Origin of the sequence: Paenibacillus sp. FSL H3-0302 (genome assembly GCF_037982245.1) — a bacterium.
Lineage (GTDB): Bacteria > Bacillota > Bacilli > Paenibacillales > Paenibacillaceae > Paenibacillus_AQ > Paenibacillus_AQ odorifer.
On sequence record NZ_CP150284.1, the window covers coordinates 328,869 to 351,793 of the forward strand.

General features: G+C 46.0%; 19 protein-coding genes. 15 read left to right on the plus strand and 4 right to left on the minus strand.

Going from position 1 to position 22,925, the window contains the following annotated elements; all coding sequences use genetic code 11:
* Window positions 1–219: 219 nt before the first annotated feature.
* The 6 genes from MHH50_RS01495 (at window position 220) to MHH50_RS01520 (ending at window position 11,344) form a co-directional block, all read left to right on the plus strand.
* Window positions 220–6,099 (plus strand): S-layer homology domain-containing protein, encoded by a 5,880-nt coding sequence (locus tag MHH50_RS01495; RefSeq protein WP_340033873.1) that lies wholly within the window; start codon window positions 220–222, stop codon window positions 6,097–6,099.
* Window positions 6,100–6,678: 579 nt separating this feature from the next.
* A complete protein-coding gene (locus tag MHH50_RS01500; protein ID WP_076127028.1) occupies window positions 6,679–7,218 on the plus strand; it encodes a MarR family transcriptional regulator in 540 nt (179 codons plus the stop codon).
* Window positions 7,219–7,243: 25 nt separating this feature from the next.
* A complete protein-coding gene (locus MHH50_RS01505; RefSeq protein WP_076186164.1) occupies window positions 7,244–8,698 on the plus strand; it encodes an aryl-sulfate sulfotransferase in 1,455 nt (484 codons plus the stop codon).
* A 22-nt stretch (window positions 8,699–8,720) separates the two neighbouring features.
* A complete protein-coding gene (locus MHH50_RS01510; RefSeq protein ID WP_340033874.1) occupies window positions 8,721–9,761 on the plus strand; it encodes an ABC transporter substrate-binding protein in 1,041 nt (346 codons plus the stop codon).
* An 11-nt stretch (window positions 9,762–9,772) separates the two neighbouring features.
* Window positions 9,773–10,549, plus strand: a complete 777-nt coding sequence (locus tag MHH50_RS01515) for an ABC transporter ATP-binding protein (protein ID WP_340033875.1) — start codon at window positions 9,773–9,775, stop codon at window positions 10,547–10,549.
* A gap of 15 nt (window positions 10,550–10,564) precedes the next feature.
* Complete coding sequence (locus tag MHH50_RS01520; RefSeq protein ID WP_036687327.1) at window positions 10,565–11,344, plus strand: ABC transporter permease; 780 nt, start codon at window positions 10,565–10,567, stop codon at window positions 11,342–11,344.
* A gap of 45 nt (window positions 11,345–11,389) precedes the next feature.
* Here the strand turns inward: MHH50_RS01520 and MHH50_RS01525 are convergent, their stop codons facing one another.
* A complete protein-coding gene (locus MHH50_RS01525) occupies window positions 11,390–12,157 on the minus strand; it encodes a hypothetical protein (protein ID WP_340033876.1) in 768 nt (255 codons plus the stop codon).
* Window positions 12,158–12,436: 279 nt separating this feature from the next.
* Between MHH50_RS01525 and MHH50_RS01530 the strand changes: the two genes are divergently transcribed.
* From MHH50_RS01530 to MHH50_RS01560, 7 genes are all read left to right on the plus strand, one after another.
* Window positions 12,437–13,549, plus strand: coding sequence for an extracellular solute-binding protein (locus MHH50_RS01530; protein ID WP_340033877.1), 1,113 nt, complete (start codon window positions 12,437–12,439; stop codon window positions 13,547–13,549).
* Window positions 13,550–13,640: 91 nt separating this feature from the next.
* The gene (locus MHH50_RS01535; protein ID WP_076278952.1) at window positions 13,641–14,561 is read left to right on the plus strand and encodes an ABC transporter permease subunit; all 921 of its coding nucleotides are present in this window, start codon (window positions 13,641–13,643) and stop codon (window positions 14,559–14,561) included.
* Entirely contained in the window at window positions 14,558–15,361 is an 804-nt protein-coding gene (locus tag MHH50_RS01540; RefSeq protein WP_076186152.1) for an ABC transporter permease subunit, read from the plus strand. Before MHH50_RS01535 ends, MHH50_RS01540 begins: the two co-directional genes overlap by 4 nt.
* Window positions 15,358–16,401 carry an ABC transporter ATP-binding protein gene (locus MHH50_RS01545; RefSeq protein ID WP_076127045.1) on the plus strand — a complete coding sequence of 348 codons (1,044 nt, stop codon included), beginning with the start codon at window positions 15,358–15,360 and terminating at the stop codon, window positions 16,399–16,401. The genes MHH50_RS01540 and MHH50_RS01545 overlap by 4 nt, the downstream gene beginning before the upstream one ends.
* A gap of 4 nt (window positions 16,402–16,405) precedes the next feature.
* Window positions 16,406–17,281 carry an alkaline phosphatase family protein gene (locus tag MHH50_RS01550; RefSeq protein ID WP_340033878.1) on the plus strand — a complete coding sequence of 292 codons (876 nt, stop codon included), beginning with the start codon at window positions 16,406–16,408 and terminating at the stop codon, window positions 17,279–17,281.
* A 57-nt stretch (window positions 17,282–17,338) separates the two neighbouring features.
* Window positions 17,339–17,656, plus strand: a complete 318-nt coding sequence (locus MHH50_RS01555) for a hypothetical protein (RefSeq protein WP_036687337.1) — start codon at window positions 17,339–17,341, stop codon at window positions 17,654–17,656.
* A gap of 110 nt (window positions 17,657–17,766) precedes the next feature.
* Complete coding sequence (locus MHH50_RS01560; RefSeq protein ID WP_036687339.1) at window positions 17,767–18,003, plus strand: hypothetical protein; 237 nt, start codon at window positions 17,767–17,769, stop codon at window positions 18,001–18,003.
* Window positions 18,004–18,107: 104 nt separating this feature from the next.
* Here the strand turns inward: MHH50_RS01560 and MHH50_RS01565 are convergent, their stop codons facing one another.
* The 3 genes from MHH50_RS01565 to MHH50_RS01575 are packed head-to-tail and all read right to left on the minus strand — an operon-like array spanning window position 18,108 to window position 21,467.
* Window positions 18,108–19,187 carry a mannose-1-phosphate guanylyltransferase gene (locus MHH50_RS01565; RefSeq protein ID WP_076127047.1) on the minus strand — a complete coding sequence of 360 codons (1,080 nt, stop codon included), beginning with the start codon at window positions 19,185–19,187 and terminating at the stop codon, window positions 18,108–18,110.
* A complete protein-coding gene (locus MHH50_RS01570) occupies window positions 19,180–20,286 on the minus strand; it encodes a glycosyltransferase (RefSeq protein WP_076219709.1) in 1,107 nt (368 codons plus the stop codon). Before MHH50_RS01570 ends, MHH50_RS01565 begins: the two co-directional genes overlap by 8 nt.
* Entirely contained in the window at window positions 20,286–21,467 is a 1,182-nt protein-coding gene (locus MHH50_RS01575; protein ID WP_076275948.1) for a glycosyltransferase family 4 protein, read from the minus strand. Before MHH50_RS01575 ends, MHH50_RS01570 begins: the two co-directional genes overlap by 1 nt.
* Before the next feature lie 216 nt (window positions 21,468–21,683).
* Between MHH50_RS01575 and MHH50_RS01580 the strand changes: the two genes are divergently transcribed.
* Together MHH50_RS01580 and MHH50_RS01585 are read left to right on the plus strand one after the other, a co-directional pair.
* Window positions 21,684–21,980, plus strand: coding sequence for a helix-turn-helix transcriptional regulator (locus MHH50_RS01580; RefSeq protein ID WP_076127054.1), 297 nt, complete (start codon window positions 21,684–21,686; stop codon window positions 21,978–21,980).
* Window positions 21,943–22,890 (plus strand): DUF1861 family protein, encoded by a 948-nt coding sequence (locus tag MHH50_RS01585; protein ID WP_139330081.1) that lies wholly within the window; start codon window positions 21,943–21,945, stop codon window positions 22,888–22,890. Before MHH50_RS01580 ends, MHH50_RS01585 begins: the two co-directional genes overlap by 38 nt.
* Window positions 22,891–22,925 lie beyond the last annotated feature (35 nt).

Genomic DNA, 22,925 nt, shown 5'->3' on the forward strand with positions numbered 1-22,925 from the left:
GCTTAAGCATCCGTCTAAAGTATCGTTTAAAATGGGTTCTAACTAGTTATATTGTAACCCGCGAAGCTGAACTGAAGCTTAAGCAATATTAAAAATAACCTAAAGATTTAACACGGCTATGATATAGCGATAATACACCGCAGGTATACTTTCCAGATGAGCTTCATTGCATATTTATGCATTGAATCACAATCAAACAAATGGGGAGTGTTCGGAGTTTTGAGAATAACAGCAAAAGCTAAACGTTTATTTTCCAGCATAATTGCCAGCAGTTTGATGTTGGGAATCATGGCTCCAGCAGGATATGCCGAAGAGCAGCAGCTGGAGACGGAGCAGACATCTTCCGAATTAGAGGCGCATTTTGATGAACAGGTTGAGCTCGACACGCTTTTAAGTCAACCGACTGTAATGGCAGAGGTGTACGCGGTACCTCATAATCCAGGAGCGCTACTGATTACAGAAGTTGTTCCGGATACTAAAAATGTAAAAGGGACAGATGGAACCTCTGTAGATGGTTACGAGTTTGTTGAAGTCTACAATAATACGGACAAGCCGGTTAATTTTAAGGATTATTATTTCTTTTATAATGACAAAGATACATGGGCACCTAATGGTGATGCTGTAATACCGGCGCATGGAAATATTGTTTTCTGGATTATGAATGGCAATAATCTGAATGTTCCTACGGAGGATTTCATCAAAAACTTTAATCCTTCTGCAGCTTTGCAGGAAGGAGTGAATCTGTTCCGGATCAACGGTGGCGGGGGGATGGCTAACACTTCTGCGCGTAATTTACAAATTAAAAGCAAAGCAGGAGATACGCTAATTGTTTCTGCTTCCTATGGAAAAGAACAGGTGAAGGAGAATAACGGGATCTTCTATCAATACTTGCAAGCAGATAGCTCCGTTATGAACCTCATGGTGAATTCGGGAACGGTTGTGGCTACGCCTGGAACCGTAGAGGCAGAACAAGTGCCTGAGCTAGTTCCTGGGAACAAGCAGCCAGTGATTGAACATATTGCACAGAGTAGTGTCGATCCAGACGATCTCCCTATCAGTGCGAAGATTACTAATCTGGAAAGCGGGGCAGATGGATCACTGCCTGTAGTGAAGCTACAGTATGGCTCTCCTTCTCAGGCGAAAGATACGGTAATCACCATGACTTCAAAAGGTGGGGATGAATATGCGGCAATGATTCCTGCAGCTGCGCTGGAAGAGCCGGAGCTGCATTACAGCATCCGCGTTAATAATGTGACAGAGAGTTATTCTGTTCATGTGAACCTGCCGGCGTTCGATTCGAATAATGTGCCGCCGTTGTTAATCACAGAGCTGCTGCCGAATTCGACGAATGTAAAAGGAACGAGCAGCGACGCTTTTGAATTCATTGAGATCTATAACAATACTGATGCACCTGTTAATTTCAAGGACTACAAGGTCTATTATCGTTATCCTGATAAAGGTAACGCTTCCGATGTGAAGTGGCCTTCGACGCCAGAGAACTTTCTGATTCCTGCACAGCAGTCCGTGGTGTTCTGGGTTATTAATAGTGCCAATAGTACTTACACTGCTGATGATTTCAATACAGAATTCAACACAAACTTAATTGAAGGCACCAATCTCTTTTTGATCAAAAGCGATGGTATGGCGAACTCTGGCCGCCGGGCAGTCGTAATCAAGAGCAATACGGAGAAGGAGATTTCCTCTGCGTATTATGATGCTGACCTCACCTACGATGGTGGAGCTAAAGGTGATGACACCAAAGAGAATAAAGCCCTTCTATATAAGTATCCTGTGAATGGGCTGAGCAAAATGCTCAAGATCAGTACGGGGTCAGCCGTTCCGTCACCAGGCCAGACGGATGTAACACAACTTCCAAACACACCGATCCATGTGGAGCCGGATACAGAGAAACCAACAGTAGAAGATCTGACCGGCGTAACGGAGATTGATCAGTCGCTGGGTCTCGATTTGAAGGCTTTTGCTGATGACAATAAAGCTGTTACTTCTGTGGAAGTTAGAGTGTCTTCGGACAAGCAGCCGGAAGCTGTTAGCCACAATCTATCCCAAGACTTCAACGACAGCTTGTATCACTTTAATTTGACCTCTGCGGATTTGATTGGCAGAAATGAGATCCAGTATTACTTTGTTGTTTCTGATGGAACGAATGAAACACAATCTCCAGTAATGAAAGTAAAAGTTACAGGAGGACAGGATCAATCACCCCTTCGTTTGAATGTGAAGGAAGGGCAGTTGATCAATGGCTCCGTGACCGTAAAGGGAACCTCTGCCACCGCTAAGGCTGATGTCTTAGGCTTGAGCATTGACAGTAAGTTACTGGGCAATAACGAGGCATATAATGCACTGGAGAATGATGCCTACTTTGTATTTGAAGCTAAAAATGTGGACTATTATTTTAAAAATGCGATCACGATGGGACCGGAAGAACTAGGAGATGCCAGTATTCTGTATACCTTTATGGACCCGATTACTACGTATACTACATTGACTTTTCCTATTTCTTCTGCCGCTTTAAAAAAGGGTACGGATAATGTGATTTACATTCGGGCGGGCTCTAAATCATCTCCATTTGATCCTCGTCCTGAGGAGAATAAGGATGATTTTGAAGTGAAAAATGTTCGTCTCCTGCTGGCAGATGGTACCGAAATTTGGGATCCGGCTTATGCAGAACGTGATAAGGAAATCAAGATGGGGGACAGCGCAGGTAAGCATGAATCCCTCGGCTTCCAGTTTGATCTAAAAGCGGATTTGTTCCGTTCAAAGGCGTACAACTGGAATACTAAGGAAGCAACTGACGGAGAACATAAAGTAACGCTTACCGAAGGTGGAACGAAAGTATCATCAAACGTAATTGTCGACAACACGCCACCATCCATCAAAGCATCAATAGAAGAAGGACAAACTTACCGTGGCAATTTTGAAATTGCTGCTGAAGTTAAGGATACTTATGCGGGTGTAGATAAGGTCAGCGTGAAGCTGGATGGTAATGTTATTGAACTGCCCTATGCTACTTCATCCGGGAAGTTATCGGCTGGGGAGCATACGCTTTCTATCATAGCCTTAGATAGGATTGGCAATCAGGCAGAAAAGGTCATTACATTCCATGTACCGAATGAGAATCCATTTGCGCCACTGCTTATTTCTCCTACAAACTGGGAGACCGCTGTAGGTACTAATCCGACTTTAAAGGTTAAGGTTGAAGATCCTAATCAGGATAAGATAAACGTTACCTTCTTTAGAGGATTTAAGTACGATGCTAACCATCCGGAGCAAGGCTTTGCTGGATTTATAAACGCATCCGATACAGAGCCGCCGAAACAATCCGTACCTGCGGGCGAACAAGCGCTTAGCAGTGATGACTACAGTAAAATAAGTGCGGTGGACGGACAATATTTAATTAATGATGCTGTCGATCAATTCCCTTATCAGCGTTATGAAATTAAGCTGGATGAGTCGGTTAAGGCGTCAGATCGTGTAGATATTGAATGGAAAGGGAATTCGTTGCCGGGACGTAAAGTAAGTCTCTACGCATGGAGTCCAACTCAACAAAAATGGGTACAGCTGGATCATTTAATCGCTGGAACAGAGGATTTTGAGCTGAAATCCACGGTTACAGCTGGAGAATATGCTAATGGAAATAGCATTGCAGTAATGGTTCAGGACGAAATTGCTTCGGTGGCTAAGACAGCACCAACAGTAACACAAGATACGTATGACTTTTCTTTTGTATGGATGTCTGATACACAGTATTATTCACAGAGCTACCCTTACATTTACCGTAAAAATGTAGAATGGATAGCTGACAACAAAGAGAGCTTGAACCTGAAGTATGTTATTCATACAGGAGATATCGTGGATAAATCCTATCAGGAGTATGAGTGGAAGGAAGCTGACCGGGACATGAAGGTTCTGGAGGAAGCTAACATTCCTTATGGTGTTCTTGCGGGTAATCATGACGTAGGTCATCAAACCGGGGATTACACGAAATTCTGGGAGTATTTTGGAGAGTGGAGATTCAAGAATATGCCGACCTTCGGTGGCTCTTATGACAACAACAGGGGCCATTACGATTTAGTGTCTGCGAACGGAAATGATTTTGTTATTGTATACATGGGCTGGGGATTGGCTGAGGAAGAAATCGAATGGATGAATGAGATCGTTGCCCGTTATCCAGAGCGTAAAGCGATTCTTTGTCTCCATGAATACTTGCTGGTTTCTAATAACCGTGCACCTATTGCAGATAAGATTTTTGAGATGGTTGTGAAACCTAACAAAAACGTAATCGCAGCACTGTCCGGCCATTATCATGATGCTGAGCTTAAGGTAGACGAGCTGGATGATAACGGTGACGGTATTCCAGACCGCAGTGTCTATCAAATGCTGGCAGATTACCAAGGCGCTGAAGAAGGGGGACTTGGCTATATCCGTCTGCTTCAGTTCGATGTTGCTAATAACAAACTTCGCGTGAAGACTTATTCGCCTTATTTGGATGATTATAACTACTATGATGAAGACGAATATCCAGGCAAAGATGAGTTCGTTCTGGATCTGGATTTACAGCCTGTGACTAAACGTGTGGCTACCGACTATATCGGAGTCAAGGTTTACAGCGACCAGGAAATTGCGGCCAATCCACAAGTAGAGAGTGGCGCGGAGACTCAGGTCACTTGGAGTAAGCTGAATCCGGATAGCTACTACCAATGGTATACAAAGGTTGAGGATGATCACTCCGGTAGTGTGCTTTCAGATATCTGGGGCTTTTACACTGGAAAAGAGGATGTGATGCCGACACCAGAGGTGACACCAACACCAACACCGACACCAGAGGTATCGCCATCGCCAGAAGTGACGCCGACACCAGCACCTGAGGTGACAACGGCACCTCCAGTAGTTTCACCAGTACCAACAGTGACTCCAACGCCTACAGCCACACCTGGAGCGGGAAAAGGAAACATTGAACTGGCATTAGGAAGTAATGGAACGTATACAGCTGATCCGTCAGCTTTGAAGAAACTGATAGAGGAAGCTGCTACAGGGGGAAGCCTAAAGATTAGCGCAGGCGGAGCAACCTCGGCTCAAGATCAGATTAGAATTGCTCTTGATGCAGCCGCTGTTCAACAGGCTGTCGATAAGAAGTTGAATTTGAATATTGTTTCATCTAACGTTACCTTGAGCGTACCAACAAGCTCCTTACCAGCCATTCCGGCAGGCAGTGATATGCTGCTACTAAGCATTGATACGAGTATGATATCTGTACAGGCCAATGACGCTGGAATGAGTCCATTCAGAGCTAACGTTACGCTGAACCTCAGTACATCTGCAGGAGGCAAAGAAACGGCTATCCACCAGCTTAAAGGTGCTGTTACGATTACCTTGACGCTGACTAAGGAACAGCTTGCTAAGCTCGATACAGATTTTGCGGGTGTCTATTATGTAAATGGCAGCACGTTGGAATATTTGGGTGGAGTGTTTAAGGATAATACCGTTACCTTCACAACAAATCACTTTTCCTCCTTTGCGGTACTGGAATACCATAAGCAATTTAGGGATACTACTGGTCACTGGGCAGAGTCGTATATTTCCAAGCTGACGGCTAAGCATGTGATTAAAGGGATCGACGATACGCATTATGGACCACAGGCGAATGTAACCCGTGCAGATTTTGTTACACTGGCCGTTCGTTCTCTCGGATTGGATGAAGCAAATGGGGCTATCGTACAGAGTGCTTTTGCAGATGTATCTAAAGATGCTTATTATGCACAGTCGATAGAAAAAGCTGTCCAGCTTGGATTGATCCAAGGCAGTGATGGCAAGTTCCGACCGAAAGATGCGATTACTCGTGAGGAGGCGGCAGTTGTCCTGCAGAAACTGATGCAGTATAAAGCAGGATTGCAAGCTTCCGTTGCTGCTGCTGCAAGCTTTAAGGATATGAATAGTGTATCTGAGTGGGCGAAGCAAGCGGTAATTGATTTGCAAGCAAAGGGAATCCTTGACGGCAAGGGCGACAATAACTTTGACCCTCGTGGCAAAGTGACCCGTGCTGAAATCGCAAAACTGTTATATGGAATAATCAAATTATAAGATAGGTTGGCAAAGGCAGGCAGAGGTGACTCTGGCCTGCTTTTTGTCTTTTTTGCGTGTAGTCTCCTTTTTCTTCTATGTAAAAAGGAAATTTCCACTATTCATATGATTTTTCATATATAATATTTTTGAATTAATTTTAAATTTTCAGAATCTTTCAAAATAAAAGGTAAATTGCAAGGAGTGCAAGTGAAATTAAATATCTCCAATCTGCCAATTCAGGAGTCGGGTAAAATATATTTACCAGTTAGAGCGTTATTTACCGGCCGTATCATCTTTTATGCAGGTTTATGATGAAGACAGCCATGCGCTTGTACTGGAAAGTGGTCTATAAGCTTCCGAGTTGGAGGACACCTTTGAAGGTGTTCTTTTTTTGAATATATAAAATACTTACTTGACAGGTAGGAATAAAGGGGTATATGATATCACCAATACTTAAACAGTAATTAAATGAACAGTGAAATAATTCAACTGAGCTGATTGGACCACCAAAGGCTCCCGTACTTTTCCCTTGTCAGGGGTAGGTGCTGGGAGTCTTTTTTTATGGGCTGATTGGGAGAAAGCAGAGGTTAGTAAGCCATGAATGAACAATATTGGAGACAGCTGGAGGAGACAGATTGGGCATTTCGCAAGGCGGTTCGCAGATTCGTGAAAGAGCGGGATAAAGTCGCCGTAGCAGGTATCTCCTTACCAGGCATGCTGATTCTGCACAAAATCATTCGCGATGGTGAACAAAGGCTAGGAGATTTAGCGGATGAACTAGACTTCACCTCAGGTGCGATTACCGCATTGAGCGATAAGCTTGAGGCGGGTGGATATACCGTGCGCAGACGTAAAGAAGGCGACCGTAGAACGGTAATGCTGGATATTACGGATAAAGGCCGCAAGCTGGCGGAGCAGAACAGCAACATCGGAGAACGATGTATTTCGCTTTTGTTTGAGGGGTTTACGGAGGAGGAATTGGCGCAGCAAAATGACTTTTATCAGCGGATCATTAGCAATTTGGAAGGATTCTCGGATATCCTGCTGAAGCTCGCCAAGGAGAATGCAGAGACCTCTCCAACCCTTGAACAGAAGCCACGAACAACCACCAAAAAAAGTAATTATCTTAGCTACTAAAAATTGAACGTAGGAGAGATGAACGATGGGACATTCAACCATTTATCCAACTGGAGCAACCGTATATAACCCTAACAAAGCCTGGAGTGGCTATACCGTATTTCAAGCTGGTGAAGAAGGTGTTGTACTGATTGATATGAACGGTAAAGAGGTGCATTTGTGGAAGGGGCTGCTTGGATTTCCGGCTAAAATCTTCCCGGGTGGTTATGTGCTGGGCAGCACAGGAAGAAGAGATCCTAAATTCGGAATACAGGATAATGTAGATCTGGTACAGGTGGACTGGGATGGGAACATCGTGTGGAAATATAACAGCTATGAACATATAGAAGATCCGGGTTATGAACCCCTCTGGTATGCCCGCCAGCATCATGACTATCAGCGCGAAGGCAATCCGGTCGGATATTTTGCACCGGGGCTTGAACCCAAGGTAGACAGTGGAAAAACGCTAATTCTTGCTCATAAAAATATCTACAATCCTCAAATCTCCGACAAACAATTGCTTGATGACACGATCCTTGAGGTGGACTGGGAGGGGAATATCGTCTGGGAGTGGGCTCCAAATGAACATTTTGATGAGCTAGGCTTTGATGAAGCGGCCAAAAATGTACTATTTCGTGATCCTAACTCACGCTCTTTCGGAAATCTAGGTGGTGGTGTTGGAGACTGGCTGCATATCAATTCGGCTTCTTATGTAGGACCCAATAAGTTTTACGATGCAGGGGATGAGCGTTTCCATCCGGATAACGTGATCTGGGATGCGCGTGAAGCAAATATTATTGCGATCACGGATAAGCGTACCGGAGCCATCGTTTGGAGAATCGGTCCGGATTACTCGCTGCCAGAAGTGAAGCATATCGACTGGATCATTGGCCAGCATCATGCGCACATCATTCCGAAAGGTTTGCCGGGAGAAGGCAACTTACTTGTATTCGATAACGGGGGCTGGGGCGGTTATGGTCTTCCAAATCCATCTTCTCCTTTTGGGCAAAAAAATGCACTCCGCGACCACTCGCGAATTCTGGAGATTAATCCCGTAACCCTTGAGATTGAGTGGCAATATACAGCGGCAGAAGCAGGTTTCTCTGTCCCAACCGATTCTTATAAATTCTACAGTCCATATATCAGCTCAGCTCAACGGCTTCCGAATGGCAACACCTTAATTACAGAAGGTTCTAACGGCAGACTCTTTGAGGTTACGCCAGAACATGAACTGGTATGGGAATATATTTCGCCATTTACGGACTCCAGAAATACCAACATGGTCTATCGTTCCTACCGTGTGCCTTATGCATGGGTACCACAGCTGGAAACGCCAGTTGAACAAGCGATTGAGCCAATAGACGTAACGCAGTTCAGAGTCCCGGGGTCTGCACCTAAAGGATCGGATTCTGTGGTAAGTGTGGCGACAACCCTGCCATTTGTTGAAGGAGCTGCTTGTGTGGCGACGACGGATGAAGGCAGCAGCCGCAAGGTAAATTAACAAATTTGAGGAGATGTGTCGGTTGAAAAAATCATGGATCAGCTCAAGCTTTCTGCTCTTATCTTTATCAGTGGTTATCCTTTTATCGGGCTGCAGCTCCAAGGGCGACGCGGCTGCCTCTAATGCCGCTAAAGAGGGAGCGGCGAACAGCAAAGCAGAGACATTAAAGATAAAAATTGCTGACATCAGTACGAATCCCACTTTTCGGGTGGCACTAGATAAAGGCATCTTTGCCAAACACGGGATTGACGCTGAACTGGTCAACTTTGGTTCCCCTGCGGAAGGTGTAAATGCCCTTTTTATTAAACAGGTGGATGTGGCTTTCGGGGCAGACTTCCCCTTGCTGAACGCAGTGGCGAAGGGCGATTATGCTATTATCGCCTCGGCGGGATTAGCGACTGATGAAGCGTCCACTGAATGGAAATTGTTCGTACAGGACGATATTCAGAAGGCTGAAGATTTGAAAGGGAAAAAGCTGAGTTTCATACGCGGCACCTTCATTCCGTACCTTTGGGATGAATATTTGAAAGAGCATAATGCTGCTCTCGGTGATGTGGAGTTAATAGGACAGGGTGCCTTTGATGAAGCTTATATCGCTTTGAAGCAAGGTGCTGTGGATGGAGCATGGTTTTATGGTTCGGTTCTGAATGATAAGCTCTATGCACTTAAAGGTGTTCATGAACTGACGGATATGTCTAAAACCACGGTTCGATTGGGGATGGGGATTGTAACGGGAAATGATTTTGCGGCTAAGAATCCGCAAGGTATAGCGAATTTCCTAGCAGCGGTGGATGAAGCCGGAGCCTATGCTCAGGCTCACCCAGATGAGGTTGCTGATCTGATGTATAAGGAAGTGAAGCAGCCTAAGGAATCAACGATAAAAGATCTGCCGAATAATCCGTGGGCACTAGGATTTACTCAAGCAGCGTATGACAGTTTGACCAAGCAGAAGACATATATGGTCGACAACGGAATCATTGAGAAGGATTTCGATCTGGATAGTAAACTGAATCTCGAGCCGCTGGCGAAGGCATTGCCAGAAGAGGTTACGTACAAGAAATAGGGGGGTTCAGCATGTCATTACCTGCTAAGCAGCATACCATTCATATTGAGCAGCTCCGTAAAAGCTACAGCGAACCGACTGCTGGGGACGTTCACTACATTATAAAAGATGTAGATCTCGTAATTAAAGGTGGGCAATTCTTCGTTCTGCTCGGGCCGAGTGGTTGCGGGAAATCAACACTGCTGAATATGATCGCCGGGTTTGTCTCCAAATCCGGTGGGCATCTACGGGTGGATAATGTAGAGGTGAATAAGCCTGGCAGAGATCGGGCGGTTGTGTTCCAGCAGGCGGATTCCTCCTTATTCCCTTGGTTAACCGTCCGTCAGAATGTGGAGTTCGGATTGCGGATGAAGAAAATCGCAAAGGGGGAACGGCACACAATATCGGATAAGTTCATCGGGCTTGTTGGGCTGAACGGGCATGAGGAGAAGTTCCCGAAGGAGCTGTCTGGGGGGATGAAGCAGCGTGTTCAGCTGGCTCGGGTGCTGGCGAATGATCCAGCGATTCTGCTGATGGATGAGCCATTTGGTGCGCTGGATGCGATGACGCGCCGAACGATGCAGAAGGAATTGGTCAACATTTGGTGCCAGACACATAAGACGGTGATTTTTGTAACTCATGATATTCAGGAGGCGTTATTGCTGGGAGAACGAATTGGTATTATGTCAGTAGGACCGTCCTCTAATATTACGGATATTTATGACAATACACTGCCGTATCCGCGGGACGTAACCTCACCGGAATTCTACTCGTTATACAATCAAATTCAAGGTCATTTCGAAGAATAGGATAGGGTGAGACAGATGAGGAAATGGGTGGAGAAGAAGTGGGTTTCCGTAACCCTTCTATGGATTACCGCGCTCTGCGTCTGGCAGCTTGGAGCTGTAATCTATGGCCCCGATGTGATCCCCGGACCATGGAGTACACTTAAAGGCGGACGGGAGCTGCTGGAAGACGGAACCTTGCTGCAATATATCGGGATTAGCTTTTACCGGGTGCTCATTGGTTGGGTACTCGGCAGTTTACTGGCGATTCCCGTAGGACTAATCATTGGGAAGGTGAACTTGATCCGTATTTTTGCGGAGCCTTTCCTGAACTTTATCCGTTTTATCCCGCCGATTGCATTCATTACTTTGTTCCTAGTATGGTTTGGTATTGGGGAGCAGTCGAAGATTGCGTTAATTATGTACGCCACCTTTTTTATCGTGGTGCTGAATACTTTAACCGGTGTGATGTCCGTGGAAGAGGACAAAATCCGCTCAGCCCGCAGTATGGGCGCCAGTGAGTGGCAAATTCTGATTCATGTGGTCGTTCCGGCGACGATCCCTTATATTTTTACGGGTATCCGGTTAGCGATGGGCACCTCATATATGGCGATTATCGGCGCGGAAATGATTGCTTCGAACGAAGGTGTAGGTTATCTGATCTGGAATTCCCGGTTGTTTTTCCGTACGGATTGGATCTTTGTCGGGTTATTCTGCCTTGGCTTTATGGGCTTCTTTACGGATCGGCTTTTTGGCTGGTTCGGTAAGAAGGTGCTTTACAGATACGGTGTTGTCAGTGTGGCAGCGCGTAGACGGTAGTTATATTCATACATGTAAAACTGCCTGGAAATGTCGGGCGGTTTTTTACTTGGACTGAAGTTTATACGAATATTTTTTGTCATTGTAAGTAAATTGGATGGAATCCAGTGATGAGGGATTAAGAGAATAATCATTTATTTTTTCTTTGTTGCCAGTCAAAAGATTATAAATATAAACTTCGTAACTATAGCTACCATCTGCATTTCCAGGAAGTATGGAAACCGATAGATAAAGTTTTTCTTTTTCATTAACTGCATAACTATAAAATTTACCTCCAGATGAATGGAATTGAGCAATTTCTTTATTAGATGTTGGATCGTCTACCTTCATCACCCAAGCTTGTTCTCGTATCGGCTGAGCGCCATCAGTGAAAATGGAAAAGGTATGATAGAGGATATAATCATCTAATCCAAAAACGCCGCTAACCACCAGAACAGCATCGCCATCATTTAAAGGTAACGTCAATAGCTTCTTGGACTTTTCTACAGCTAGTGATTTTTCATTAGGAGAACTTAAATAGAAAGTGAATGGCTCTGTTGGAAAATAAAATGGATTTGCTTCTGTTCCAGAGGCAATGTTCATTTTTGGGGCTGGCAACCATACGATACCGGCAGAGGTTTTGACAGCGTAGTTGTATTGTTCTGTATTCTGATCACGTAATGGGAGGGTGTAAAGATCACTGTTTATTTGAATGATTTTATTACTTGTATCTGGCGTGTTATTTTTAGGAGGAGTAGCTGCATTGTTGCAAGCTGAGATAAGCAAAGTACATAGAAATAAACCTGTTACCATCTGAATTTTTGTAAACGGCATTTTTCAAGCTCCTCTGAGGGTCATTTCTTATTATGAATAAATACTACTATACATCAGTAAAGTTCTATTTTAGTGTAATTAATGTAATTATTTTCATAAAAACATTTCTAAGGGAAACGGCGGTCATCTAAAAAAGACGACAGGTCGTTTCTTTTTATTTACAAATATTCCTATTCTCCTTAATGCCGCGAAAATAGTACACGCCTATACTGCAATTGGGTGCCTAACAGTTGGAGCATAAAGAGCCCGCAAATAAGAAATAGGAGTGAAGGGGAAATCATGAAAAAAGGGATCAACAATCAATTATCGATGGGTCTAATGTTATCCTTGCTCGTCCTGTTGCTTGCTGCTTGTGGAAATTCGGCCAAGGCTGAAGAAACAACGAATGGAAAGGCTGGCACCAAAGAATTAAGTCTGACTGAGATCGAGAGTAAAGCTAAAGAAGAGGGCAGTATCATCAGTGTAGGAATGCCGGATTCCTGGGCGAACTGGAAAGATACATGGAGTGATATGAACAGTAAGTATGGTCTTACACATTCGGATACCGATATGTCGAGCGCGGAGGAAATTGCCAAGTTTGATGCGGAAAAAGACAAACCAACGGCCGACATCGGAGATGTGGGGATTGCGTTTGGATCGGTTGCTGTGGATAAAGGGGTAACCCAGCCTTATAAAACATCCTACTGGGATGAAATCCCCGATTGGGCTAAGGATAAGGACGGGAATTGGATCGTCGGCTATCAAGGCACCATTTCTTTTCTGACTAACACTAAGCTCGTGGCGAATCCACCGAAGAGCTGGGAAGATCTGAAGAACGGTAACTACAAAATCATCGTTGGTGATGTAACCAAGGCTGCTCAAGCACAGATGGCTGTATTGGCCGCAGCGATGGCCTTTGGTGGCGACGAGTCGAACATTGAACCGGGGATTGCTTTTTTCGAGGATTTAGCTAAAAACGGACGTCTCTCCAATGCAGAAGCTTCCCTTGCCAACATTGAAAAAGGGGAAGTAGAAGTTACCCTGCTGTGGGATTTCAACGCTTTGAACTATAGAGATCAGATCAACAAAGATGGCTTCGCAGTAGCCATTCCCCAGGAAGGCAGTGTCGTGAGCGGGTATGCCACGATCATCAACAAATATGCGCCGCATCCTAACGCGGCGAAGCTTACACGTCAATACATCCTTAGCGATGAAGGACAGATTAATCTTGCCAAAGGTTATGCTCGTCCGATCCGTGACAGTGTAACGTTGCCGGATGATGTTGCAGCTAAGCTGCTGCCAAAAGAAGAATACGTCAACGCTAAGCCTGTTGATGATTACAAGGTATGGGAAGAGACGGCAAAAACCATTCCTCAATTGTGGCAGGAACGTGTGCTTGTGCATTTGAATTAGTATTCATTTCTCCCTAAAAAAGAAGCAGGGCGCCTTCGTCATGATGCCGTAAGGCGCCTTTGTTCTATTCCTGCGACAAGGAGCGAGTAAGATGAAACAAAGAAGCCGCGGTGTGATCCTGGCACTTATTCCATTTGCACTAATGGTGTTAGCCTTTCAACTGGTACCTATACTATCCATGTTGACGGGAAGCTTACGCACAGCGGACGGAACGGGATTTACGTTAGGCAATTATCTGCATGCGTTGCAAAGTGCCTATTACATGCAGGCGATTAAGAACAGTCTGCTAATCTCCATAACCTCAAGTCTGATAGGGATCATTGTCGGACTTTTTTGTGCTTATTGCATTACCCGGTTTACCCCGAGAGTACGCGATAGACTTCTGATGCTGTCGAATATGACCTCTAACTTCGCAGGTGTTCCGCTGGCTTTTGCTTATATCATTTTGCTCGGAAATAATGGGGTGTTTACACTCTTATTTAAACAGTGGGGCTGGAGTGTTTTTGCCGATTTTGATCTATATAGCTGGTCAGGTCTAATACTGGTGTATGTATACTTTCAGGTTCCGTTAGCCTTACTGCTTTTGTACCCGTCCTTTTACGGAATTCGTGAGCAGTGGAGAGAGGCAGCGTCCTTACTGGGGGCTGGGCCTTGGCAGTTCTGGAAGACGATTGGCCTGCCTATTCTAACTCCGGCGATCTTCGGCACACTTGGAATTCTTTTTGCTAATGCAATGGGGGCTTATGCCACGGCTTACGCATTGGTTGGCGGAAATTACAATCTGTTGGCGGTACGTATCGGTTCACTGGTTGCCGGAGATGTGGTTACACAGCCACAAATGGGGAGTACGCTTGCTGTTCTGCTTGGTCTGACTACGATTTTGGCGGTTTATCTGAACCATTTAATGGTGCGGCGTGCGGAGAGGTTCGGAACGAAAGCACTCAGTAAACCGGATGTGAAAATCAAAGCTTCCCGGCGTTTATGGACAGCTCGTGAGGAGGCAGGGCAATGAATATACGTAAAGCAGGCTTTGCTCCACGCACCTTCATGCTGCTGCTCATGGTGTATTTGCTGCTTCCTCTTTTGGCAACGGGCATTTATGCTTTTGCACAAGATTGGCAGAATACCTTGCTGCCCCGGGCTTGGACGCTGAATTGGTTCGGGGAAATGTTTGAGGATATTCGCTTTCTGGAGGCGCTTTGGACCTCGCTTTATTTATGCCTGATCAGCGTGGTGCTGAGTCTAGCCGTGATGCTGCCAGCTGTTTTTGTCATCACCCTCTATTTTCCGCGTTGGGAGAGCTTTATGAAAGGTATTGTTGTTTTGCCTTATGCGGTGCCTGGTGTTGTGGCTGCGGTAGGTCTTATTCGTACCTATTCTTCTGGTCCCTTTGATATCGCTGGAACAGCGTATTTATTAGTGGGGGCATATTTTGTGGTCATCCTTCCCTATATGTATCAGGGCATTCGCAATAGTCTGTTAACGGTTAATGCCGTTGAACTGCTGCATGCTGCGGAGCTGCTTGGTGCCCGCCGAAGAACGGCCTTCGTGAATGTGATTTTGCCTAATATATGGCCTGGGGTTATCGTCTCTACACTGTTATCATTTTCAGTTCTATTCGGCGAATTTGTCCTTACGAACATGTTAGTTGGCGGACATATTCAGACGATTCAGGTATATCTATATCAAAGGGTTGGTGAAAGTGGACATTTAGCCAGCGCGATTGCGATCTCTTATTTTCTGTTTATTCTAATTCTTTCGATGGTACTCATGAAGCTCGGTAAAAAGATGGGAGGGGGCGTTAAGGGATGAATGATTATCTAAAGCTGCAGGGTGTACGCAAAATGTTTGGGAATACCTGTGTGTTAGACAATGTTGATTTGGAGATCCGTGAAGGTGAACTTGTGACACTGCTAGGCCCCTCCGGTTGTGGAAAAAGCACATTGCTACGCTGCATAGCCGGTCTTTCAGAGCTGGATGGCGGCAGAATTCTTTTGGAAAATAAAGATCTGGGAAGTTTGCCGCCCCGTAAGCGCGAGGTAGGAATGGTGTTTCAGTCTTATGCCTTGTTCCCCAATCTGACGGTGAGCCAAAATATCGAGTATGGAATGAAAATGCGGGGATTATCGAAATCAGCCCGCCATCATCGCTGCGCGGAATTGCTGGCATTGGTCGATCTGGAAGATAAACGGGATGTATATCCGCAGTCCCTCTCCGGTGGACAGCAGCAGCGGGTAGCGCTGGCTCGTTCTCTAGCGGTGCAGCCCAAAGTATTGCTGCTGGATGAACCCTTAAGCGCACTAGATGCTAAGATACGCAAGAATTTACGTGCAGAAATTCGTGATATCCAAAAAAGGTTTAACATGACGACACTATTCGTGACACATGATCAGGAGGAAGCGCTGATTCTTTCTGACCGCATCTGTATTATGAACGGTGGCCGGATTGTGCAGGATGGCACACCTGAGGGGTTGTACTCCGCACCACGAACAGAGTTCGTTGCCCGGTTTATGGGCAGTTACAATGTATTGACCCGATCAGAAGTGATGACGTTGTTCCGGGGGATAGATAGCACACAGGACCGCTTTGCTATTCGGCCTGAGGCGGTTACGCTGCTGCATGAGGGCGCGGGACTTCACGAGGTTGCTGCCGGAGTGCAACTGGTGGATGGCATCATTAAATCTGTCTCCGTGTTGGGCAATATTATTAGGTGTACGGTAGAGGTAGAAGACATTTGCTTAACGGTTGATCTTTTAAATGACGGACGCTGGCTGAGGCTGGTGGAAGGGGCTAACGTCACCTTGGCTCTGAACCCTTCTGAGCTGCTGCATCTGGAACGAGAGGGAGCGTAATAAGATGACTGAAATGAACAATAAACTTATTGTGGTAGTGTTGGACGGACTTAGATATGAGGCCGCACGTGAATATATGGGGTATATGGAGCATTTGGTGGAGCAGGGGAAAATATCATGTCACCGAGTGAAGTCGGAATTGCCTAGTCTGTCACGCCCGCTTTATGAAGTACTCTTGACGGGGACACCTGTGACCAAAAATGGAATTACGGCTAACCATATTGTGAGACCAAGCCATGAAGAGAGCGTATTCCATCTGGCAGTGGCCGCTAATTTGCGCACAGCTGCTGTCGCCTATCATTGGGTCAGTGAGCTTTATAATTCGGCCCCTTTTGATCCGCTGGCTGATCGCCATCAGCACAATGTGATGAAGCCCATTCAGCATGGCAGCTTTTATTTCGAGGATCACTATCCCGACAGTCATGTGTTTGCCGACGCGGTGTATTTACGGAGTGCCTATGATCCGCATTTCCTATACATTCACTCCATGAATATAGATGACGCCGGGCATCGTTATGGCGGCGAGAGTAAAGAATATGAGCTTTCAGTGCGTAATGCCGACGGTCTGCTGGCCACTGTTTTGCCTATTTGGATGGAACAGGGCTATAAGATTATGATTACGGCAGATCACGGAATGAACGCAAATGGGTACCACGGCGGGATAACCCCTTCCGAGCGAGATGTGCCATTATATACGTTTGGGGTAGATGTATTATCTTCAGAAAAAGAGGAAGAAATGCTGCCACAGCTGCGAATGGCTCCTTTAATGTGCCACTGTTTGGGGCTGGCCCCTTCGGCAGCAATGAGTAAGGAGGGCTTGCCTCCACTTGTGCAGAAGCAATCTCATGACAAAGTGGAAGAACCTTTGCCGTTGGTATGAAATAAAATAATTAGCACTAGAAAAATCATATATTTTACCCAATTAGGAGGTTGTCTATTGAGCGCTTCTAAAGCTATGAAATGGATTACGGGTTCCTGTGAAATTATTTTGGCAATTCCAATTCTGGGTGCTGCTATTGTTATTGGCACGGGGTATTCCGTTCTGGGGTTGATGTTTATTCTACATGTGATTACATTGATTTTATCTTCAAGAGACCGTGAGTCTATCTACGGTTCAGTGCTAGGAATTATAACTTCTTTATTGGCATGGATTCCTTTTGTAGGCTGGTTCTTGCACTTAATTACTGGGATTCTGTTGATGGTGAGTGGAGGACAGAAGTCCCGTTATCCGTCGAACCATATCTATCCACAGTGATGTAAATTGACTTCAATACAGCCCAATTCGGACGTTTGTCCGGTTGGGCTGTATTCATGTTATAATGAGGGCACATTTTAGCAGTAAGCACAGAGAGGAGGCGCATCCATATGGAAATAACCGCACAAGAAGTAGCAGAATGGATGGTGAAGGAGATTCGTTTTACGGGTACCTTGCATCAGACGGCGGCGATTGAATATGTGAAAGAGAATTTTGGAGAACAATTTGTATTTGTGAATGAGAACGGCAATGCCTCACTCTCCAAAGAAGTGAAGAAAGCTTTCCGGAAACTCCATGGCGGGAGAATTGCTTGGGATCGAGACGGGTTCTTGTGGGCTTGGACCTAGGTTTCGCGCTTAAAAAAAATTTATAAACTGTTCAACTTATATAATGAGATGAAAAACGGACCATGCATGTACTGCAATGGCCCGTCTTTTTGCATTCCTTTTTGTTAGATATATTCTGTCATTCCCTGTTCCTTTAGAAGCTCCACGATATCTTTGACTGACTGCGCTTTGTCCTTGGGACAGATTAATAGTGCATCCCCAGTATCCGCAATGATGAACCCGTCTACACCAATGGTCGTGATCAGTCTGCCATTTCCATAGATGATTGAATTATGGGTATCTATCCCCACATGATTTGCTTTTATAATGTTGCCTGCATCATCCGGAGGGAAGATTGAACCCAGTGCATCCCAGCTGCCAATATCATTCCAGCCAAACTGCCCGGAAAGCACGACAACTTCATCAGAGCGTTCTAAAATGCCGTAATCAATCGAAATATTCTGAAGCGTTGGATAGATGGCGTTAATAACTTCCTCTTCCTGATCTGTACCCAAATAATCACTGATGGGCAGCATGGTTTTGTAGAGTCGAGGTAGATAACGTTTGAAATTATCAATAATGACAGAGGTCTGCCAAATAAAAATCCCACTATTCCATAGATAATTACCGGATGCCAGATAACTCTGTGCATTCTGAAAGTTTGGTTTCTCTACAAATTCATCTACATCATATACAGCCACTGGGCTTGTCGCAATCGGCGTCTTATCAAAGGCAATATAGCCGTAGCCAGTAGATGGGAAAGTAGGCTTGATTCCGATGGTTACTATTTTGTCTGACTCCATGGCAACAGTACAGGCTTCGTCTAGTGTAAGACGGAATTGTTCCTCATCCGTTATATAGTGATCGGAAGGCAGGACGACCATCAAAGAATTGCCATGAGATTTCTCTATAGATAATGCTGCAAAAAGAATGCTAGCGGCTGTATTTCGCGCCACAGGTTCAATTAGAATATTAGCTTTGAGAACGCTGCTGTGCATAATACTCTCCAACAATACTGCTTGGGTACGATTAGTAACGATAACTGTATTCTCCTGAGGAATAATCCCTTTGAAGCGTTCAATCGTATCGTTTAGCATAATGTCGTTGCCACTAATATTCAGCAGCTGCTTTGGGATTTCTTGTCTGGATAGGGGCCAAAACCGTGTTCCGCCCCCGCCGGCTAGGATCGTAGCATATTTATTCATGATGCATCACCAACCGGGCAATTGTGAAGGATATAATGCTCTCCGAGCCTTGGTTCAGGTTGAGCCCCGCGGCATGGATGCCGTCATAACAAGCACCAGTCTGCGGATCGATCAGAGGGATTCCCAAGGAATTATGCCCTAGATACCAGTTGTAGCATAATTCTGCTTGCGTAAGATAGGCGGGGTCCTCAAGAACAACAGCTGCTTCCCGGCAGGCCAGCAGCATCTCGCAGGCTTCAATGGGCTGTTCATCATAGGGTGCAGCCAGCCCATCACGCAGCAGCCAGCCATGGCTGCCGATCGGTTTATAGTAACCTTTGCTGGAGAAGGTGGTGGAAGCTAGGAAATCCAGGCTTTCCTTGGCGGTCTCCCGCAGGTCTTTATTCCCGGAGATCAGGAAGGCCCGAAGCAGAGCCCAGGGCAGCATGGAATTGCCATAAGTGATGCTGTCCTCGAACCAATTCCAGCCGTGCCCCTTATAGCGGGTATATTGATTATGCAGCCGAACCGCAATATTTTCGATCAGACTCTCAATGGTTGCCCTTGGCAGAAAGGCGGCTTCTTCGGTCGTGTTTTCAGTATGCGGGTATGGAAAAGCATAACCTAATGAGCCCGGTGCTTCGGTAAGATAACTTAGGCCGATGATGGCATAGGCTCCAGCCCGAGGTGAGCCCAAGGCTTCCAGATGCGGCAGTGCCTGATTGATCAAATACCGGCAGGTATTCATCAGGTTATCGGGCAGGGAAGCAGCATGCGACAAGGCGAACCCGAGTGCCCACAAGGTACGTCCCTGGCAATCTTCAGAACCTTTATCCTCTATAAAGGAGCGGTTATAATCCATGAAATTGCGAAAATTGCCGTCCGCTGTCTGGGAATGATAGATAAAAGAGATATACGTATGAATGAGATCGAGTGCCACGGCATCCCGGGAATTCTCGTACATTAAGACCGCAGCAATCAGGGCGCGGGCGTTATCATCGGTAGTGTAGCCCTTGGAACGGTCCGGAACCCCAAACTTGGTATGCTGAAAGATTCCTGTATCGTCCGTGATTCTGCGCAGATAGCCTGGTTTAGCCTGTACTGTGGTGGAGGTTTCCATTAAATCACGCTCCGATCAGCTGACGCCGAGCTCTGGATATGGCTGTGGAACAAGGCGGCATAGATTTTGGCGATTTCGTTCCAGCGCATAGTGAGCCCGAGCTTCAACGTACGGTCTTCCATCGTTTGCACCAGGGCGGGGCTATTCAGCAAGCGCAAAATGCAGGCTTCCAAGGAAGCAGAATCATGGAAATCAGCCAGTAGACCGCGGCCTTCTGCCAACATTTCCTGGGCGTAGCGGTAAGGAGTTGACACGATGACCCGGCCATAACCGACCCCGTAGGCCAGGGTGCCGCTGACGGCCTGATCCTTACCCAGATAAGGAGTCACATAGATATCTGACATGACCAAGGACTCTATTACTTCTTCTTGGGTCAGCAACTTATCGACGAATTGGACATTGTCCTGCAGGTCAAACATTTCTACGAGGTCCGTCAGTTTCTGGCGGTAAACTTCGCCGGATTCCAGCTTGACGACCGGATGGGTCTTGCCCCAGACAATGTAAAGTGCTTCGGGATGTCGCTTGACCACGCCGCGCATAGCTTCGATGCTGTATTCAATCCCTTTGCCGGGACTGAGGAAGCCGAAGGTGGAGAGGATTTTGCGGTCTGGATAACCGTATTGTGCTTTGAGGCTGGAGCGTGAAGCTGTGCTCACTTGAGGGACACCGTGATGGATGAATGTGATTTTGGAAACTGGGATCTCATAAATAGTAGATAAATCAGTAAGGGTTGATTCCGCCATCGTCACAACCTGCACGCTACGCTCGGCCAGACATCGGATGATCTGATGCTGCTTAGGGGAGGGCTTGGTCAACACTGTGTGAAAAACAACAACATACGGAATGTTCAAACGTTCGACAAAGGGCAGCAGGTATTCACCGCTTTCTCCGCCGTAGATGCCAAATTCATGTTGGATGACCAACAAATCGGTATCGGAATTGTTGAGGAAATCGGCCGTATCTATATAATCTGCGTAATTATGCTGGTCGATCTGCCGTATTACCTGCTGATCGTAAGCGTAGGTTTCATTGTTGTTTATGGCAATAATCCGGGGCGGGTTGAAGCCGGGAAGGTGGATAAGTTCATCTAGCAGATCCTGTGTGAACGTGGCGATACCGCACTCTCGCGGCAGACTGGTTCCCAGGAACACGATGTTGTGATTACGGACTGTATTTTTCATTCAAAGAGCCTCCCTAATGGTCTTGCGATTGGTCTGGATACAAAAAAAGAAAATAAAGAAGACTTTATTTTCTGAATAGGGAAAGGTATTTGTTTTTTCTGAAATTAGAAATGTTGCAAATTATTTCCTAATCCCACTGTAACATGACCATTTAATCTTGTCAATTTAATTGACTCCTTGGGTGAGTGCGGATATATTATGGGAGGAGGTGGATGAATGCCAGTCATACGCAGTAAACTGAGCGAGGTCATGCTGAGGCATGATCCGAAATTATCGATCCGTAAGCTTGCCAAAGAGATCAATTACCACTTTGATTCAGTACGCCGAATGTACAAGAATGAGATGGTGCAGTATCCAAGGGATCTGCTGCTAAAATTATGTGTATACTTTAATGTCCAGCCCGGCGAGCTGATCGCCATGGATGCGGAAGACAACGATTGGGTAATCGATCGTTCAAATGATTATGAGGAGGACGATGATGACAAGGAACCCGGCACGGACAGCCACCTGTAAGCAGCTTCTGGATACATATCATGCCGGACGCGGTACAACCATAGTAAATAAACTGACGTTCACCGGTGTCGGGCACCGGGATGTCTATAATATAACCGCCCCGTTTATGTATAACGGGGAGGAAGTACTAATGGGAAGAGTTGAGGAACGGGACAGTGAGTTCTCTCAAGTCTTCTTTTTTACATGCCATGATGGAGTCTGGAGGCCTCGTGCGCATACGCATACGTACAATTTACAGGACCCGTGCTGGACCCGGATCAGGGGGGAACTTATTGTGGGCGGGGTGGAAGTGATTACGGCAGCGGATGATCCGCACCGGATTACCTCCTGGGTGACCCAATTCTACAGGGGGTATCACATCGATTCTTTAACCCACTTTTCTTCAGGTCCCGGCACGATGAAGGATATCCGGCTTATCGAGCTTGATAATGGCAGTGTAGGCGTATTTACCCGGCCACAGGGCGAACGGGGTGGGCGAGGACAGATTGGGTTCACAGTGATTCCTTCGCTGGACGAACTGAATGAGCAGACCTTTATTGATGCCGAGGTGCTTCAGGATCAATTCGTGCCCGAAGAGTGGGGGGGAGCCAATGAAGCTCATCTGCTGCGGGGTGGAATGGTGGGCGTATTGGGCCACATTGCTTGCTTCGATAGCGCCGGAAACAAACACTATTATGCCATGGCTTTTTCGCTGAATCCTGAGACTTATAAAGCAACTCCGGTCAAAATAATTGCAGTCCGCAGTGATTTTCCGGCGGGCCCGGGCAAGCGCAAAGAACTGGAGGATGTCATCTTTAGCGGTGGCTTGAAACGTCTTGGAGGAGGCCGGGCGGTATTATCTGTAGGGGTGAGTGATGCTGAAGCATATGAGATTGAGATCGCGGACCCTTTTGACGAATACGAATCCTAGCATTCTTCCAGTTGGTTTGACTAGATTATATGGTC

Coding starts and splice junctions, on each gene's coding strand:
- MHH50_RS01500 (WP_076127028.1), top strand. CDS start 6,679: ATGAATGAACAATATTGGAGACAGCTGGAGGAGACAGATTGGGCATTT.
- MHH50_RS01505 (WP_076186164.1), top strand. CDS start 7,244: ATGGGACATTCAACCATTTATCCAACTGGAGCAACCGTATATAACCCT.
- MHH50_RS01515 (WP_340033875.1), top strand. CDS start 9,773: ATGTCATTACCTGCTAAGCAGCATACCATTCATATTGAGCAGCTCCGT.
- MHH50_RS01520 (WP_036687327.1), top strand. CDS start 10,565: ATGAGGAAATGGGTGGAGAAGAAGTGGGTTTCCGTAACCCTTCTATGG.
- MHH50_RS01525 (WP_340033876.1), bottom strand. CDS start 12,157: ATGCCGTTTACAAAAATTCAGATGGTAACAGGTTTATTTCTATGTACT.
- MHH50_RS01530 (WP_340033877.1), top strand. CDS start 12,437: ATGAAAAAAGGGATCAACAATCAATTATCGATGGGTCTAATGTTATCC.
- MHH50_RS01535 (WP_076278952.1), top strand. CDS start 13,641: ATGAAACAAAGAAGCCGCGGTGTGATCCTGGCACTTATTCCATTTGCA.
- MHH50_RS01540 (WP_076186152.1), top strand. CDS start 14,558: ATGAATATACGTAAAGCAGGCTTTGCTCCACGCACCTTCATGCTGCTG.
- MHH50_RS01545 (WP_076127045.1), top strand. CDS start 15,358: ATGAATGATTATCTAAAGCTGCAGGGTGTACGCAAAATGTTTGGGAAT.
- MHH50_RS01550 (WP_340033878.1), top strand. CDS start 16,406: ATGACTGAAATGAACAATAAACTTATTGTGGTAGTGTTGGACGGACTT.
- MHH50_RS01560 (WP_036687339.1), top strand. CDS start 17,767: ATGGAAATAACCGCACAAGAAGTAGCAGAATGGATGGTGAAGGAGATT.
- MHH50_RS01565 (WP_076127047.1), bottom strand. CDS start 19,187: ATGAATAAATATGCTACGATCCTAGCCGGCGGGGGCGGAACACGGTTT.
- MHH50_RS01570 (WP_076219709.1), bottom strand. CDS start 20,286: ATGGAAACCTCCACCACAGTACAGGCTAAACCAGGCTATCTGCGCAGA.
- MHH50_RS01575 (WP_076275948.1), bottom strand. CDS start 21,467: ATGAAAAATACAGTCCGTAATCACAACATCGTGTTCCTGGGAACCAGT.
- MHH50_RS01580 (WP_076127054.1), top strand. CDS start 21,684: ATGCCAGTCATACGCAGTAAACTGAGCGAGGTCATGCTGAGGCATGAT.
- MHH50_RS01585 (WP_139330081.1), top strand. CDS start 21,943: ATGATGACAAGGAACCCGGCACGGACAGCCACCTGTAAGCAGCTTCTG.